General features: G+C 74.5%; 16 protein-coding genes. 4 read left to right on the forward strand and 12 right to left on the reverse strand.

Annotated features, from left to right (window positions below):
- Positions 1-19: 19 nt before the first annotated feature.
- The 12 genes from EDC57_RS11210 to cutA all read right to left on the reverse strand — a co-directional run bounded on the left by EDC57_RS11210 (position 20) and on the right by cutA (position 9,695).
- The gene (locus EDC57_RS11210) at positions 20-646 is read right to left on the reverse strand and encodes a TatD family nuclease-associated radical SAM protein (RefSeq protein ID WP_123401997.1); all 627 of its coding nucleotides are present in this window, start codon (positions 644-646) and stop codon (positions 20-22) included.
- Complete coding sequence (purD, locus tag EDC57_RS11215; protein ID WP_123401998.1) at positions 643-1,941, reverse strand: phosphoribosylamine--glycine ligase; 1,299 nt, start codon at positions 1,939-1,941, stop codon at positions 643-645. Before purD ends, EDC57_RS11210 begins: the two co-directional genes overlap by 4 nt.
- Before the next feature lie 12 nt (positions 1,942-1,953).
- Positions 1,954-3,513 (reverse strand): bifunctional phosphoribosylaminoimidazolecarboxamide formyltransferase/IMP cyclohydrolase, encoded by a 1,560-nt coding sequence (gene purH, locus EDC57_RS11220; RefSeq protein WP_123401999.1) that lies wholly within the window; start codon positions 3,511-3,513, stop codon positions 1,954-1,956.
- On the reverse strand, positions 3,510-3,815 hold the full coding sequence (locus EDC57_RS11225) for a helix-turn-helix domain-containing protein (protein WP_123402000.1): 306 nt from the start codon (positions 3,813-3,815) through the stop codon (positions 3,510-3,512). The genes purH and EDC57_RS11225 overlap by 4 nt, the downstream gene beginning before the upstream one ends.
- Positions 3,812-4,798 (reverse strand): tRNA dihydrouridine synthase DusB, encoded by a 987-nt coding sequence (gene dusB, locus EDC57_RS11230; protein WP_123402001.1) that lies wholly within the window; start codon positions 4,796-4,798, stop codon positions 3,812-3,814. Before dusB ends, EDC57_RS11225 begins: the two co-directional genes overlap by 4 nt.
- 76 nt (positions 4,799-4,874) lie before the next feature.
- Positions 4,875-5,531, reverse strand: a complete 657-nt coding sequence (locus EDC57_RS11235; protein ID WP_170165127.1) for a zinc-ribbon and DUF3426 domain-containing protein — start codon at positions 5,529-5,531, stop codon at positions 4,875-4,877.
- 73 nt (positions 5,532-5,604) lie between these two features.
- Entirely contained in the window at positions 5,605-6,477 is an 873-nt protein-coding gene (gene prmA, locus EDC57_RS11240) for a 50S ribosomal protein L11 methyltransferase (protein ID WP_123402003.1), read from the reverse strand.
- A 3-nt stretch (positions 6,478-6,480) separates the two neighbouring features.
- The gene (accC, locus tag EDC57_RS11245) at positions 6,481-7,827 is read right to left on the reverse strand and encodes an acetyl-CoA carboxylase biotin carboxylase subunit (protein WP_123402004.1); all 1,347 of its coding nucleotides are present in this window, start codon (positions 7,825-7,827) and stop codon (positions 6,481-6,483) included.
- 10 nt (positions 7,828-7,837) lie between these two features.
- Entirely contained in the window at positions 7,838-8,302 is a 465-nt protein-coding gene (gene accB / locus EDC57_RS11250; RefSeq protein WP_123402005.1) for an acetyl-CoA carboxylase biotin carboxyl carrier protein, read from the reverse strand.
- Between the two features lie 7 nt (positions 8,303-8,309).
- A complete protein-coding gene (gene aroQ / locus EDC57_RS11255) occupies positions 8,310-8,771 on the reverse strand; it encodes a type II 3-dehydroquinate dehydratase (RefSeq protein WP_123402006.1) in 462 nt (153 codons plus the stop codon).
- Positions 8,772-8,898: 127 nt separating this feature from the next.
- Positions 8,899-9,357, reverse strand: a complete 459-nt coding sequence (locus EDC57_RS11260; RefSeq protein ID WP_170165128.1) for a protein-disulfide reductase DsbD domain-containing protein — start codon at positions 9,355-9,357, stop codon at positions 8,899-8,901.
- Positions 9,345-9,695, reverse strand: a complete 351-nt coding sequence (gene cutA, locus EDC57_RS11265) for a divalent-cation tolerance protein CutA (RefSeq protein WP_123402007.1) — start codon at positions 9,693-9,695, stop codon at positions 9,345-9,347. The genes EDC57_RS11260 and cutA overlap by 13 nt, the downstream gene beginning before the upstream one ends.
- A gap of 91 nt (positions 9,696-9,786) precedes the next feature.
- Here cutA and EDC57_RS11270 point away from each other — a divergent pair, with 91 nt between their 5' ends.
- The 4 genes from EDC57_RS11270 to glnE all read left to right on the forward strand — a co-directional run bounded on the left by EDC57_RS11270 (position 9,787) and on the right by glnE (position 15,317).
- On the forward strand, positions 9,787-10,212 hold the full coding sequence (locus tag EDC57_RS11270; protein ID WP_123402008.1) for an FxsA family protein: 426 nt from the start codon (positions 9,787-9,789) through the stop codon (positions 10,210-10,212).
- 143 nt (positions 10,213-10,355) lie between these two features.
- Positions 10,356-10,646 (forward strand): co-chaperone GroES, encoded by a 291-nt coding sequence (gene groES, locus EDC57_RS11275; RefSeq protein WP_123402009.1) that lies wholly within the window; start codon positions 10,356-10,358, stop codon positions 10,644-10,646.
- Positions 10,647-10,680: 34 nt separating this feature from the next.
- Complete coding sequence (groL, locus tag EDC57_RS11280) at positions 10,681-12,303, forward strand: chaperonin GroEL (RefSeq protein WP_123402010.1); 1,623 nt, start codon at positions 10,681-10,683, stop codon at positions 12,301-12,303.
- Between the two features lie 128 nt (positions 12,304-12,431).
- Entirely contained in the window at positions 12,432-15,317 is a 2,886-nt protein-coding gene (glnE, locus tag EDC57_RS11285; protein WP_123402011.1) for a bifunctional [glutamate--ammonia ligase]-adenylyl-L-tyrosine phosphorylase/[glutamate--ammonia-ligase] adenylyltransferase, read from the forward strand.
- The last annotated feature ends 17 nt before the right edge of the window (positions 15,318-15,334 follow it).

A 15,334-nucleotide genomic window follows, 5' to 3' on the forward strand; every position in this document is an offset into this window, starting at 1 on the left:
ACCCCCCTGGCGGATCCCTTCACCCCACGACGTCGAGCACCCGGCGGCGGAAGCGCACGCCCACGGCGCGCGCGAGCCGCTCGCAGGCGGCGACGTCGACCCCTTCGAGGCCGTCGATGGCGGTGGCGGTCACCTCGCCGATGTGGCGCGGCGCCCGCTCCAGGAACTCGAGCATGGCGAACCAGCTCCCGGCGAGCGCAGGCCGGCAGTGGTGCGCGTAGACGGCGGGGTTCTGGGCGTTCATGGACACCGAGACGGCGTCGACGCAGGCCCCGAGCTCGGGCAGCACGTCGCGCTTGTGGACGAGGCAGGCGAGCCCGTCGGTGTTGACGCGCACGCGGGCGGCGCCGCGGGCCTTGAGCGCGTGCGCCACCTCCAGCAGGGTGCCGAGCCGCAGCGTCGGCTCGCCGTAGCCGCAGAAGACGATCTCCCGCCACGGCCGCGGATCGCCCACGGCGGCGAGGATCTCGTCGGTGTCCGGGCGGTGGTCGAGGCTGAGGTCGTGGCCGCGCACCGCGCGCGAGCCGCGGTGCTTGGGGCAGAAGGCGCAGCGCAGGGTGCAGCGGTCCGTGATGTTGAGGTAGAGGCGGTCCTCGATGGCGTAAGCCACCGTCTGCGCCGGTGCCTTCGGCGCCGTCGCACTCACGCCGCACCCTCCCGGGCCAGCGCCCGGAAGCCGATGTCGCGCCGGTAGTGGCAGCCGGGCCAGCGGATGCGCTCCACCCACTGGTAGGCCCGCGCCTGCGCCGCGGCCACGGTCTCGCCGAGCGCGGTCACGCACAGCACCCGCCCGCCGCTGGTGACCACGCGCCCGCCACGCTCGGCGGTGCCGGCGTGGAAGACCTTGACGTCCTCGGGCTCCGTCTCGGGCAGCCCCTCGATGGGGTCGCCCTTGCGGTAGGGCCCGGGGTAGCCGCCGGCGGCCATGACCACCCCCAGGGCGGCGCGCGGGTCCCACTCGGCCTCGATCCTGCCGAGCCTGCCCGCCAGCGCGGCCTCGCACAGGGCCACGAGATCGCTGCGCAGGCGCATGAGGATCGGCTGCGTCTCCGGGTCGCCGAAGCGCACGTTGTACTCCAGCACCTTGGGGGTGCCGTCGGGGGCGATCATGAGGCCGGCGTAGAGGAAGCCGGTGTAGGGCTCGCCCTCGGCGGCCATGCCCCGCACCGTGGGCTCGATGACCTCGCGCAGGATGCGCGCGTGCACCGCCTCGGTCACCACCGGGGCCGGCGAGTAGGCGCCCATGCCGCCGGTGTTGGGGCCGGTGTCGCCGTCGCCCACCGGCTTGTGGTCCTGGGAGCTCGCCAGGGGCAGCACGTGGCTGCCGTCGACGAGGCAGATGAAGCTCGCCTCCTCGCCCTCGAGGCACTCCTCGATGACGACGCGCCGGCCGGCGGCGCCGTAGGCGCCCTCGAAGCAGGCCCGCACCGCGGCCTCGGCCTCCTCCAGGGTGCGGGCGACGGTCACCCCCTTGCCGGCGGCGAGGCCGTCGGCCTTGACCACGATGGGGGCGCCGCGCGCGCGCAGGTGCGCGAGCGCCGGCTCGAGGGCCTCGAAGACGGCGTAGTCGGCGGTGGGGATGCCGTGGCGGGTGAGGAAGTCCTTGGTGAAGGCCTTGGAGCCCTCGAGGCGGGCGGCGGCCTGGGTGGGGCCGAAGATGGAGAGGCCGGCCTGGCGGAAGCGGTCCACGATGCCGGCCACCAGCGGTGCCTCCGGTCCCACCAGGGTGAGGTCGATGCCCGCCTCGGTGGCGAAGTGGAGCAGCCCGTGGAGGTCCTCGGCGCCGATGGGCACGTTTTCCACCTTGGGCTCGCGCGCGGTGCCGGCGTTGCCGGGGGCGACGTAGACCCGCGCCACCTCCGGCGACTGCGCCGCCTTCCAGGCGAGGGCGTGCTCGCGCCCGCCGCCGCCCACCACCAGGATCCGCCTGCCCTCTGCCATCGTCCTGCCTCCTCAGTGGCGGAAGTGGCGCATGCCGGTGAAGACCATGGCCAGGCCGTGCTCGTCGGCGGCGGCGACGACCTCCTCGTCGCGCACCGAGCCGCCCGGCTGGATGACGGCGCGGATGCCGGCCGCGGCGGCGGCGTCGATGCCGTCGCGGAAGGGGAAGAAGGCGTCCGAGGCCATCACCGCGCCAGCCACCTCGAGCCCCGCCTGCTCGGCCTTGATGGCGGCGATGCGGGCGGAGTTGACGCGGCTCATCTGCCCCGCGCCCACACCCACGGTGGCCCCGTCGCGGGCGTAGACGATGGCGTTGGACTTGACGAACTTGACCACCCGCCAGGCGAAGAGCAGGTCGCGCATCTCCGCCTCCGTGGGCCGGCGGCGGGTCACCACCCGCAGCTCGCCGTGCAGGGCGAGGTCGGCATCCTGCACCAGCAGGCCCCCGGCCACGCTGCGCAGGTCGAGCCGGGGCGGGGGCTCGGCGGGCCAGGCGCCGCAGGCGAGCAGGCGCACGTTGGGCTTGGCGGCGAAGACCTCGGCCGCGGCCGGCGCCACCTCGGGGGCGAGGACCACCTCCACGAACTGCCGCTCCAGGATCGCCCGCGCCGTGGCCTCGTCCAGCGGCCGGTTGAAGGCGATGATGCCGCCGAAGGCCGATTCGGGGTCGGTCCGGTAGGCGCGCTCGTAGGCGGTGCGCAGATCCCCCGCCACCGCCACCCCGCAGGGGTTGGCGTGCTTGACGATGACGCAGGCGGGCGCCTCGCCGAACTGCTTGACGCACTCCAGCGCCGCGTCGGCATCGGCGATGTTGTTGAACGAGAGGGCCTTGCCCTGGAGCTGGCGCGCCGCGGCCACGGTCCCGGCGGGCGGGTCCTGCGCCACGTAGAAGGCCGCGCCCTGGTGCGGGTTCTCGCCGTAGCGCATCACCTGGCGGCGCCGGAACTGCAGCGTGAGCGTCCCCGGGAAGGGCTCGCGGCCGCCGTCCTCGGCGAGCGCGCTCAGATAGCCGGCGATGGCGCCGTCGTAGCGGGCCGTGTGGGCGAAGGCCTTGGCCGCGAGGCGCGCCCGGGTCGCCGCGCTCAGCGCCCCGTCGCGGGCGTCGAGCTCCTCGATCACCGCCGCGTAGTCGGCGGGGTCCACCACCACCGCGACGTGGGCGTGGTTCTTGGCCGCGGCGCGGATCATGGCCGGGCCGCCGACGTCGATCTGCTCGACGGCCTCGGCGAGGGTGCAGCCGGCGCGGCCGACGGTGGCCTCGAAGGGATAGAGGTTCACCACCACGAGGTCGATGGGCTCGATGCCGTGCGCGGCCATGACCGCGTCGTCGACGCCGCGGCGGCCGAGGATGCCGCCGTGGATGCGCGGGTGCAGGGTCTTGACCCGCCCGTCCATGATCTCGGGAAAGCCGGTGTGCTCCGAGACCTCCCTCACCGCGAGGCCGGCCTCGCGCAGCAGCCGCGCGGTGCCGCCGGTGGAGAGGACCTCGATCCCGTGGCGGGCGAGGGCCGCCGCGAGCTCGGTCAGGCCCGTCTTGTCGGAGACGCTCACCAACGCCCTGCGGATCCTCATCCGGCCTCCTCCCCGTCGCCGCCCGCGGCGAGGCCGTGGCGGCGCAGCTTCTTGCGCAGGGTGCTGCGGCTCATGCCCAGCACCGCCGCGGCGCGGGTCTGGTTGTGGCCGTAGCGGGCCATCACCACCTCCAGCAGCGGCGCCTCCACCTCGCCGATGACCAGGTCGTAGAGGTCGGCGGGGTCGGTGTCGCCGAGCCGCTCGAAATAGCGCTGCAGGGCGAGGGCCACGCAGCGGCGCAGGACGTGCTCCTCCTCCTCGCCGCTGGGGTAGGCCGCCGGCTCCGCGCCCCCCGCGTTCATGCCGCCTTCTCCATCTTCGCCAGCGCCTCCTCCAGGAAGGCCGCCGTCATCGCCCGCTGGCGGGCGGGGTCGGCCTCGCGGTTGACCCGCTGCCGGAAGGCGGCCCCTCCCGGCAGCCCCTTGGTGTACCAGCAGATGTGCTTGCGCGCGACGCGCACGCCGGTGTCCGGTCCGTAGAAGGCGTGCATGGCGTCGAGGTGCTCGAGCACCACCGCGCGCACCTCGTCCGGGGTCGGCGGCGGCACCCGCTCGCCCCGCGTCAGGCAGGCCGCCACCTCGCGGAAGATCCACGGCCTCCCCTGGGCGGCGCGGCCGATCATGACCGCATCGGCCCCGGTCTGCGCCAGCACCGCGCGCGCCTTCTCCGGGTCCGTGATGTCGCCGTTGGCGATCACGGGGATGGACACCGCCGCCTTGACCTCGGCGATGGTCTCGTACTCGGCCTCGCCCCGGTAGCCGTCGGCGCGGGTGCGCCCGTGCACGGTGACGGCGGCGATGCCGCAGTCCTCGGCGATGCGGGCGATGCGCACCGCGTTGCGGTGGGCGCGGTCCCAGCCGGTGCGGATCTTGACCGTCACCGGCACCGCCACCGCCGCCACCACCGCGGCGAGGATGCGGGCCACCAGGGGCTCGTCGCGCAGCAGGGCCGAGCCCGCCTCGGCGTTGCAGATCCGCTTCGCCGGGCAGCCCATGTTGATGTCGATGATCTGGGCCCCGCGGGCGACGTTGAGGCGGGCCGCCTCGGCCATGAGCGCCGGGTCGGCGCCCACGATCTGGACCGCGTGCGGCTCCGGCTCGCCGGCGTGGTCGGTGCGGCGCAGGGTCTTGAGGCTGCCCCAGAGGAGGGAGTTGGAGGAGACCATCTCCGAGACCGCCAGCGCCGCGCCGTAGCGGCGGCAGAGGATGCGGAACGGCCGGTCCGTGATCCCCGCCATGGGGGCGAGCACCACCGGGGCGGCGAGCCTGTAGGGACCGATCTGCATCCTGGGCGGCACCGGCGCAAGGGGAAGGCGGCAGAGTTTACCCGCTCGCGCCGTCCGGGCCAAAGCCGCCGGCGGCTCAGCGCGGGGTGAAGGCGTAGCCGGCGGCGGCGGGGCCCGGGTCCATGAGGTCGAGCTCGGCGCGCAGGGTCGCGCCCGCGGCGAAGGGCTCGGTGGGGCTGCGCGGCGGCGGCAGGTACTCCTCGGGGCGGAAGCGGCGCGCCGCCACCACGCGCCCGCCGGTGTCGGTGAAGACGAGCTCCAGCAGCGGCCAGGGCTGCGGGTGGGGGGCGCGGTTCTCCAGCACCACCTGGGCCCGCAGGGCCCGGGGGTCGTCCGGGTGGCGGCGCACGTCGTGGGCGAGCACGGCGATCCGCCCCGGCGCGCGCACGGGGCGGAGGGCGCAGCCGAGACGCGGGCAGAGCCGCTCGGCGAGGGGGCGAAGGGGCGCAAGCCGCACCGGGTGGCGCGCCGCCGCCCAGGCGGCCTGCAGGATCAGGGCGGCGGCGAGGGCGAGGGCGAGCAGCGCCCACGGCCAGCGCCGCGGCGCCGCCTCGGCGGCGAGGAGCGCCGGCGCGAGGTCCTCGGCCGCAGGCTGCGGGAAGAGCTCCTGCTGCACCGGCCCGGCCGCGAAGACGGCGCCGCAGCGGCCGCAGCGCACCCGCCCGCCGGCGCGGGCGAGCTGCGCCTCGGTCGCCTCGTGCTGCGCCCCGCACTGCGGACAGCGTGTGCGCACGGCCCTCCTCCGCGCCCCCGCGCCATCATGCGGGCGCCGCCGCCCCGCCGGCAAGGGCGCCGCCGCGGCGGGCTCAGCGCATCCCGTCGAGCCGCGCCCACCCCTCGCGCACCGCCCGCCGGAACCGCAGCGCCGGGTAGGCGGCGGCCACCTCGCCGGCCTGGCCCTCGAGGACGCCGGCGAGGACGAGGACGCCGTCGGGGGCGAGCAGGGCGGTAAGCCGCGGCGCCAGGGCGACGAGGGTGTTGGCGAGGATGTTGGCGAGGACCACGTCGGCCGCGCCCGCCGGCAGGGGGGCGTCGGCGGGCAGGGTGCGGATGCGCCCGGCGACCCCGTTGCGCTCGGCGTTGGCACGGGTGGCGGCGAGGGCCTGGGGGTCGATGTCCACGGCGAGGACCTCGGCCGCGCCCAGCCGCGCCGCCGCCACCGCGAGGATCCCCGAGCCGCAGCCGTAGTCCACGACGCGGCGCCCGGCGAGCTCGGCGGCATCGAGCCACTCCAGGCACAGGGCGGTGCTGGGATGGGTGCCGGTGCCGAAGGCGAGCCCGGGGTCGAGCACCACGGCCACCGCCGGCGGCGGGGGCGGGGGCTCGGTGCTGGGGCAGACCCAGAGGCGGCGGCCGAAGCGCATGGGACGGAAGTCCTCCATCCAGGCGCGGACCCAGTCGCGCTCGGGCAGGGCCTCGATGCGCAGGCCCGCCGCCTCCTCCGCGGTGAGCTCCGGGGCGAGGGCGTCGGCGAGCCGCACCGCCTCCTCGCGGCTCGCGGCGAGGGCGTGCACGGCGGTGGCGCGCCACAGCGGCGCCGCCCCCGGCGGCGGCTCGTAGACCGGGTCGTCGGCGGCGTCGGCGAGGCTCACCGCGGCGGCGCCGAGGGCCTCGAGGCGCGCGGCGAGGGCGCCGGCACGCCCGGCCGGCGCCGTCACCACGAGGTCCCACCACCCCATGGCTCAGCCCCGCTCGGCGAGCCGCTGCTCCAGGTAGTGGATGTCGGTGCCGCCGGCCTGCACCGCGGCGTCGCGCAGCAGCTCGCGGTGCAGCTCGACGTTGGTGCGGATCCCGCCCACCACCAGCTCCTCCAGCGCCGTGCGCATGCGCGCGAGCGCCGAGGCGCGGTCCTCGCCGTGGGCGATGATCTTGGCGACCAGGGAGTCGTAGTGGGGCGGCACGGTGTAGCCGGAGTAGAGGTGGGAGTCGACCCGGATGCCGGGCCCGCCCGGGGGATGGTAGAGCTCGACGCGACCGGGGCTGGGGAGGAAGGTCTGCGGGTCCTCGGCGTTGATGCGGCACTCGACGGCGTGGCCGCGCACGAGCACGTCCTCCTGGCGGATCCGCAGCGGCTCGCCGGCGGCGATGCGGATCTGCTCCTTGACGATGTCGATGCCGGTGACCATCTCGGTGACCGGGTGCTCCACCTGGATGCGGGTGTTCATCTCGATGAAGTAGAACTCCCCGTCCTGGTAGAGGAACTCGAAGGTGCCGGCGCCGCGGTAGCCGATCTCGAGGCAGGCGGCGACGCAGCGCTCGCCGATCATGCGCCGCTGCGCCTCGTCGAGCCCGGGCGCCGGGGCCTCCTCGAGGACCTTCTGGTGGCGGCGCTGCAGCGAGCAGTCGCGCTCGCCCAGGTGGACCGCCCGGCCCCGGCCGTCGGCGAGCACCTGGACCTCGATGTGGCGCGGCCGCTCCAGGTACTTCTCCATATAGAGGACGGGGTTGCCGAAGGCGGCCTGGGCCTCGGCGCGGGTGAGGGCGATGGCGTGGTGGAGGTTGGCCTCGGTGTGCACCACCCGCATGCCGCGCCCGCCGCCCCCGCCGGCGGCCTTGATGATCACGGGATAGCCGATGTCGCGGGCGATGCGGGCGGCCTCCGCCGGGTCCTCGGGCAGCGGGCCGTCCGAGCCCGGCACGCAGGGGACGCCGGCGCGGCGCATGGTCTCGATGGCGGCGATCTTGTCGCCCATGAGGCGGATGGTCTCGGGGCGCGGGCCGATGAAGACGAAGCCGGAGCGCTCGACGCGCTCGGCGAAGTCGGCGTTCTCCGACAGAAAGCCGTAGCCCGGGTGGATGGCCACCGCGTCGGTGACCTCGGCCGCGCTGATGATGGCGGGGATGTTGAGATAGCTCTCCGCCGCCGCCGGCGGGCCGATGCAGACCGACTCGTCGGCCAGGCGCACGTGCATGAGGTCGCGGTCGGCGGTGGAGTGGACGGCCACCGTGCGGATGCCGAGCTCGCGGCAGGCCCGCAGCACGCGCAGGGCGATCTCCCCGCGATTGGCGATGACCACCTTGTCCAGCATGGCGTGCGGCTCAGGCAAGGATGAACAGCGGCTGCCCGTATTCGACGGGCTGGCCGTTCTCCACCAGGATGCGCTTGACCACGCCGGCGCGGTCGGCCTCGATCTGGTTGAGCATCTTCATCGCCTCGATGATGCAGAGGGTGTCGCCCTCCTTGACCTGCTGCCCCACCTCCACGAAGGGCGGGGCGCCCGGCGAGGGGGCGCGGTAGAAGGTGCCCACCATGGGTGCGGTGATGACGTGCCCCTCCTCGGCGGGCTCGGCGGCACCCTCCGCCTCCGCGGCGGCCGCGGCGGGGGCGGCCGCCGCCGCGGGTGCCGCCGCGGGCACCGGATACCAGGCCGGAGGCGGGGCGGCCGTGCTCGGCTGCGGGTGGCGGCTGATGCGCACCGACTCCTCGCCCTCGCGGATCTCGATCTCCGCGACCCCGGACTGCTCCACCAGCTCGATCAGCTTCTTGATCTTGCGGATGTCCATCTCGACCTCACTGTTGGGCGTGCACGGTGCCGGCGGCGAGGCGGCGGATCAGCGCCTCCAGGGCCAGCTCGTAGCCGTCCGCCCCGAGGCCGGCGATCACCCCGAGGGCGATGTCGGCGAGGTAGGAGCGGTGGCGGAACGGCTCGCGCGCGTGCGGATTGGAAAGGTGGACCTCGATGAAGGGCAGGCCCGTGCCCAGGAAGGCGTCGCGCAGGGCGATGCTGGTGTGGGTGTAGGCGCCGGGGTTGATGATGGCGCAGGCGGTGCCGCGCTCGGCGGCGCGGTGGACGTGCTCGACGAGGGCGTGCTCGGCGTTCTCCTGGTGGAAGGCCAGGGTGTGGCCGGCCGCCGCGGCGCGGGCGGCGAGCCGCGCACGGATCTCGTCGAGGGTCACCGTGCCGTAGATCTGCGGCTCGCGTCGGCCCAGCAGGTTCAGGTTGGGGCCGTTGAGGACGAGGATCTCGGCCACGCCGTGCTCCCCCGGTGACGTGGAGCGCGCATTGTGCCGCAGGGCCGCGCGGCTGTCCATGCTCTGCGGCCGGTTCGCCGCAGCTCGCCGCAAGTTTCGCCGACTTTGCCGCAGGATCGGCGCCGCTTCACGGCGCGGGCAGGATCACGGGGACGGTCCTCGCGAGGGGCGGGTAGCAGAGCCCGGCCTCGGCGCAGCCCTGGTAGCGCACCTCCAGGGTCAGCATCCGGCGCGGCTTTCCCTGCCATCGCACCGGCACCTCCACCGCGACGCGCCGGTGGTAGACCTCCTGGCGGCCGAGGAACGCATCCTCCGTGGCCCGGCCCGGCGGCAGCCGGGGCGGGCCGAGGACGGCGTCGGGCTCGGCCGCCGCGAAGGCCAGCCGGCTGCGGTAGAGGTAGTAGCCCTCGGCGATCTCCCACCGCACCACGAGGCGGTCCGGGGCCGGGGCGTCGACGCTGAGGACGAAGGCCTCGTCGGCGGGGAGGAAGGGCTGCGGCGCCTCGTCGCCGCCGATGCCGAAAAGCGGGGCCGCGGCCGCGGCGGCGGCCCACGCCGTCGCCGCCAGCGCGGTCAGCCCGCGCACGAGGCCCGCACCCAGGCGGCGTAGGCCGCCGCGGCCTCGACCACCGGCAGGGCGAGGATCTCGGGCACCTCGTAGGGGTGGAGCTCGGCCAGGCGTTGTGCCAGCGCGTCGTGGCGCCGCGCCGTGGTCTTGATCAGGAGCAGCACCTCGCCGGTGGATTCCACCCGGCCCTCCCAGCGGTAGATGGAGCCCACCCCGGGGACGAGGTTGACGCAGGCGGCGAGCCGCTCCTCCACGAGACGCTGGGCGATCTCGCGCGCCTGCGCCTCCTCCGGGCAGGTGCAGAGCAGCACCAGGATCGCGTCCTCGCGGTTGTCGGTGGGCGGACGATCTGCCATGATCCGGCTCCTTGGCTGGAAAGGCCCCTGGGATTCCGGCAGGATTATAGCCTGCGCGGATCCGGCGGGGCCGTGCCCGCGGAGCGACCGGATGTCTCCCGCCTTCGCCCTGTTCCTCCTCTTCACGCTGCTGCCGCTCGCCGAGATCTACGTCCTGATCCGAGTCGGGGGGTGGATCGGCGCCGGCTGGACCGTGCTCGGTGTGGTCGGCACCGCGGTGCTCGGGGTCGCCCTGCTGCGGGCCCAGGGGCTCGCCACCCTCGCCCGCGCCCACCGGGCGCTGGAGCGCGGCGAGCTGCCGGCGCTGGAGCTCCTGGAGGGGGCGGTGCTGGTGGTGGCGGGGGCGCTGCTGCTGACCCCGGGCTTCATCACCGACACCCTGGGCTTCCTGTGCCTGGTGCCGCCGCTGCGGCGGGAGCTGCTGCGCCGCTTCCTCGCCTCGCGCACGCTCCCGCCGCAGGGGCCGGTGGTCATCGAGGGCGAGTTCCGCCGCGAGGACGACCCGGACGGCTCTTGACTGGGGCGGCGGCGCCGCTATCATTAGCACTCACCTGGGGCGAGTGCTAACAACTCGTCCCCCCATGCTGCACGGCAAGGGTTCCGCCGCCTGCGGGCGGCGGGTTGGGAAGTCGTCATGGACAACCAACGTGGAGGACACCGATGAAGCTGCGTCCACTGCACGACCGCGTCATCGTCCGCCGGACGGAGGAGGAGCGCACCAGCCCGGGCGGGATCGTGATCCCGGACACCGCCCAGGAGAAGCCGATCCGCGGCGAGGTGATCGCCGTCGGCAACGGCAAGCTCCTCGAGAACGGGGAGATCCGCCCCCTGGACGTCAAGGTCGGCGACAAGGTGCTCTTCGGCAAGTACGCCGGCACCGAGGTCAAGGTCGACGGCGAGGAGGTCCTCGTGATGCGCGAGGACGACATCATGGCCGTCATCGAGGGCTGACCCCGAGAGAGCTGGCTTCCGGAGGAGAGAAGAGATGGCAGCGAAGGACATCCGTTTCGCCGAGGACGCCCGGCAGCGCATGCTGAACGGCGTCAACATCCTGGCCAACGCGGTGAAGGTCACCCTCGGCCCCAAGGGCCGCAACGTGGTGCTCGAGAAGAGCTTCGGCGCCCCCACGGTGACCAAGGACGGCGTCAGCGTCGCCAAGGAGATCGAGCTCAAGGACAAGTTCGAGAACATGGGCGCCCAGATGGTCAAGGAGGTCGCCTCCCAGACCTCCGACGTGGCCGGTGACGGCACCACCACCGCCACCGTGCTGGCCCAGGCCATGCTCAAGGAGGGCCTCAAGGCCGTCGCCGCGGGCATGAACCCGATGGACCTCAAGCGCGGCATCGACAAGGCGGTGGCGGCCGCGGTCGAGGAGCTCAAGAAGCTCTCCGTGCCGTGCGAGGACGAGAAGGCCATCGCCCAGGTGGGCACCATCTCGGCCAACGGCGACGAGAGCATCGGCGAGATCATCGCCGAGGCCATGAAGAAGGTGGGCAAGGAGGGCGTGATCACGGTCGAGGAGGGCTCCGGCCTCGAGAACGAGCTCGAGGTGGTGGAGGGCATGCAGTTCGACCGCGGCTACCTCTCGCCCTACTTCATCAACAACCAGCAGAGCATGGCCGCGGAGCTGGAGGACCCCTACATCCTCCTCCATGACAAGAAGATCTCGAGCATCCGCGAGCTGCTGCCGGTGCTCGAGGCGGTGGCCAAGTCCGGCAAGCCGCTGCTGGTGATCGCCGAGGACGTGGAGGGCGAGGCCCTGGCCACCCTCGTGGTCAACAACATCCGCGGCATCATCAAGTGCGCCGCGGTCAAGGCCCCGGGCTTCGGCGACCGCCGCAAGGCCATGCTGCAGGACATCGCCATCCTCACCGGCGGCACCGTCATCTCCGAGGAGGTGGGCCTGACGCTGGAGAAGGCGAGCCTCGACGACCTCGGCCGCGCCAAGAAGGTGATCGTGACCAAGGAGGACACCACCATCGTCGACGGCGCCGGCAAGAAGGAGGACATCGAGGCGCGGGTCAAGCAGATCCGCCAGCAGATCGAGGAGACCACCTCGGACTACGACCGCGAGAAGCTGCAGGAGCGGGTGGCCAAGCTCGCCGGCGGTGTCGCGGTGATCAAGGTGGGTGCCGCCACCGAGGTGGAGATGAAGGAGAAGAAGGCCCGCGTCGAGGACGCCCTGCACGCCACCCGCGCGGCGGTGGAGGAGGGCGTGGTGCCCGGCGGCGGCGTCGCGCTCATCCGCGCGCTCGCCGCGCTCAAGGACCTCAAGGGCGCCAATCACGATCAGGACGTCGGCATCAACATCGCCCGCCGGGCGATGGAGGAGCCGCTGCGCCAGATCGTCGCCAACGCCGGCGAGGAGCCGTCGGTGGTGGTGGCCAAGGTCAAGGAGGGCGAGGGCAACTTCGGCTTCAACGCCCAGACCGGCGAGTACGGCGACATGGTCGCCATGGGCATCCTCGATCCCACCAAGGTCACGCGCACGGCGCTGCAGAACGCCGCCTCGGTGGCCGGCCTCATGATCACCACGGAGGCCATGGTGGCGGAGCTGCCCAAGGACGAGAAGCCGGCGGCCTCGTCCGCGCCCGACATGGACTTCTGATCCGGCCGGGCGCGCACCGGCGCAGGGGCCCCGCCTCCGGGCGGGGCCCTTTTTTTGGGCGCGCCTCGGGCGCGGCCCTTGTGGCATCCTCTGCCTCCGGGGATCGGCTGCGGAGGAGGGCGCGGACGATGGAAGGGGTGCCGGCCGGGCTGCCTGCGGCGCTGGCGCAGAGGGTCGAGGAGCGGGTCGGGGCCCTCGCCACGGCGGTGCCCGCCCTCGCCGGGCGCGAGGCGCAGGCGGCGCAGGTGCTCGCCGCGAGCGACTTCGTCGCCGAGAGCCTCGCGCGCGAGCCGGCGATGCTCCAGGCGCTCCTTGCGAGCGGCGACCTCGACCGTCCCGCCGATGCCGCGGAGATGCGGCGGCGGGTGGCGGCGGCGCTCGCCGATGCGGCCGACGAGGCGGCGCTGATGGCGGCCCTGCGGCGGGTGCGCCGGCGCGAGATGGTGCGCATCGCCTGGCGCGACATCCTCGGTCTCGCCGCCATCGAGTCCGTCCTCGAGGAGACGAGCTGGCTCGCCGAGGCCTGCATCGACGAGGCCCTGGCGCGGCTCGAGGCCTGGTCCGAGGAGACCTGGGGCAGGCCCGCGGCGGCCGAGGACGGACAGGCGCGGCTCGTGGTGCTGGGCCTCGGCAAGCTCGGGGCCTGGGAACTCAACTTTTCGTCCGACGTCGATCTCGTCTTCGCCTACCCGGCGCGGGGCACCACCAGCCGCGGCCTCGACCACGAGGAGTACTTCACGCGCCTCGCCCGGCGGCTGATCCGCGTCCTCGACGAGCGCACCGCCGACGGCTTCGTCTTCCGCGTCGACACCCGCCTGCGGCCCTACGGCAAGAGCGGCCCCCTGGTGATGAGCTTCGCCCAGATGGAGGCCTACTATCAGATCCACGGCCGCGAGTGGGAGCGCTACGCCCTCATCAAGGCGCGGCCGGTGGCGGGGGCGCGCGCCGCCGGCGAGACCCTGCTCGAGAGCCTCCGTCCCTTCGTCTACCGCCGCTACCTCGACTACGGGGCCTTCGAGGCGCTGCGCGAGATGAAGGCCATGATCGTGCGCGAGGTGCGCCGGCGGGGCATGGAGGACGACATCAAGCTCGGCCCCGGCGGGATCCGCGAGATCGAGTTCATCGGCCAGGCCTTCCAGCTCGTGCGCGGCGGGCGCATGCCGGCCCTGCGCGAGCGGCGGCTGCTGCGCGTGCTGGAGGTCCTGGGGCGCGAGGGGCTCCTGCCCGAGGCAGCGGCGACGGAGCTCGCCGCCGCCTACCGCTTCCTGCGCCGGGTCGAGAACCGCCTGCAGCAGCTCGCCGACGCCCAGACCCACCGCCTGCCGGGCGACGAGACCGCGCGCGCGCGCATCGGTTGCGCCCTCGGCTTCGACGGTTGGGAGGCCTTTTCGGCGGCGCTCGCCGCCCACCGCCGCCGGGTCGAGACCCACTTCGAGGGCGTGGTGACCGCGCCCCAGGCCGAGGCGGGCGGCGCCGACGAGGCCTGCGCCGCGGTGTGGGGGGGCGCGCTGGGGGCGGCCGAGGCCGAGGCGGTGCTCGCCCGCCTCGGCTACGGCGATGCCGCGGCGGCGCTTCGGCGCCTTGCCGCCCTGCGCGACGGGCGCCTGGTGGCGACGCTGTCGGAGACGGCGCGGCGCCGCCTCGACCGGCTCATGCCCCTGCTCCTCGCCGCCGTGGGCCGTGCCGAGGGTCCGGACCGCACCCTGCCGCGGGTCCTCGACGTGGTGGAGGCCATCGCCCGCCGCAGCGCCTACGTGGCGCTGCTGCTGGAGTCGCCGCTGGCGCTGTCGCAGCTCGTGCGCCTGTGCGCGGCGAGCCCCTGGATCGCGCGGCTGCTGGCGCGTCACCCGGTGCTGCTCGACGAGCTCATGGATCCGAGGACGCTCTATGCGCCGCCGCGGCGCGAGGCCCTCGCGCGCGAGCTCGACGCCCTCCTCGAGGGGGCGGCGGCGGACGATCTCGAGGAGCAGATGGAGCGGCTGCGGCAGTTCCGCCAGGTGAACGTGCTGCGCGTGGCGGCGGCGGACGTCTCGGGGGCGCTGCCCCTGATGGTGGTCAGCGACCACCTCACCGAGATCGCCGAGGTGGTGCTGCAGCGGGTGCTCGCCCTCGCCCGGGCCCAGCTCGTCGCCCGCCACGGCGAGCCTTGGTGCGAGGACGCGGCGGGGCGGCGGCGGGCGGGCTTCGCCGTCGTCGCCTACGGCAAGCTCGGCGGCATCGAGCTCGGCTACGGCTCCGACCTCGACCTGGTCTTCCTCCACGACAGCACCGGCGCCGCCCAGCAGACCGACGGCCCGCGCCCCCTGGACAACGCCACCTTCTTCGCGCGGCTCGCCCAGCGCATCATCCACATCCTCACCACGCCCACCGCCGGCGGCGTCCTCTACGAGGTGGACACCCGCCTGCGCCCGAGCGGCAAGGCGGGGCTGCTGGTCTCCTCCCTCGACGCCTTCGCCCGCTACCAGCGGGAGGAGGCCTGGACCTGGGAGCACCAGGCCCTGGTGCGGGCCCGGGTGGTGGCGGGCGATGCCGGGCTCGCGCAGCGCTTCGCCGAGGTGCGGGCCGAGGTCCTCGGGCGGCCCCGCGACCCGGAGGCGCTGCGGCGCGAGGTGCGCGAGATGCGGGCGCGGCAGCGGCGCGAGCTGGACCGCAGCGACACCGCGTGGTTCGACCTCAAGCACGGCGCCGGCGGCATCGGCGACATCGAGTTCCTGGTCCAGTACCTGGTGCTGCGCTGGGGCGGCGAGGACCCCGAGGTCCTGCGCTGGACCGACAACATCCGCCAGCTGGAGGCCCTCGCCGCGGGCGGGCACCTGGCCGCGGCGGATGCCGAGGCGCTGGCCGAGGCCTACCGCCGCCTGCGCGGGGCGGTGCATCGGGCGGCCCTGCAGGAGCAGCCGGCGCGGGCGCCCCGGGACGCCTTCGTCGAGGAACGCGCCTGCGTCCGCGCGCTCTGGCAGCGGATCATGGAGGACGGCGGGGGGGAAATTGGCAAGCGCGCGGACCTTCCCTAGAATGCGGTCCTTCCAGC

It is taken from the genome of Inmirania thermothiophila (assembly GCF_003751635.1).
Classification (GTDB): domain Bacteria; phylum Pseudomonadota; class Gammaproteobacteria; order DSM-100275; family DSM-100275; genus Inmirania; species Inmirania thermothiophila.

Excerpts from the sequence above, each read along its gene's own strand:
- cutA (WP_123402007.1), bottom strand. The coding sequence starts at position 9,695 with ATGGCAGATCGTCCGCCCACCGACAACCGCGAGGACGCGATCCTGGTG.
- purH (WP_123401999.1), bottom strand. The coding sequence starts at position 3,513 with ATGAGGATCCGCAGGGCGTTGGTGAGCGTCTCCGACAAGACGGGCCTG.
- accB (WP_123402005.1), bottom strand. The coding sequence starts at position 8,302 with ATGGACATCCGCAAGATCAAGAAGCTGATCGAGCTGGTGGAGCAGTCC.
- groL (WP_123402010.1), top strand. The coding sequence starts at position 10,681 with ATGGCAGCGAAGGACATCCGTTTCGCCGAGGACGCCCGGCAGCGCATG.
- accC (WP_123402004.1), bottom strand. The coding sequence starts at position 7,827 with ATGCTGGACAAGGTGGTCATCGCCAATCGCGGGGAGATCGCCCTGCGC.
- EDC57_RS11225 (WP_123402000.1), bottom strand. The coding sequence starts at position 3,815 with ATGAACGCGGGGGGCGCGGAGCCGGCGGCCTACCCCAGCGGCGAGGAG.
- EDC57_RS11270 (WP_123402008.1), top strand. The coding sequence starts at position 9,787 with ATGTCTCCCGCCTTCGCCCTGTTCCTCCTCTTCACGCTGCTGCCGCTC.
- purD (WP_123401998.1), bottom strand. The coding sequence starts at position 1,941 with ATGGCAGAGGGCAGGCGGATCCTGGTGGTGGGCGGCGGCGGGCGCGAG.
- dusB (WP_123402001.1), bottom strand. The coding sequence starts at position 4,798 with ATGCAGATCGGTCCCTACAGGCTCGCCGCCCCGGTGGTGCTCGCCCCC.
- prmA (WP_123402003.1), bottom strand. The coding sequence starts at position 6,477 with ATGGGGTGGTGGGACCTCGTGGTGACGGCGCCGGCCGGGCGTGCCGGC.
- glnE (WP_123402011.1), top strand. The coding sequence starts at position 12,432 with ATGGAAGGGGTGCCGGCCGGGCTGCCTGCGGCGCTGGCGCAGAGGGTC.
- groES (WP_123402009.1), top strand. The coding sequence starts at position 10,356 with ATGAAGCTGCGTCCACTGCACGACCGCGTCATCGTCCGCCGGACGGAG.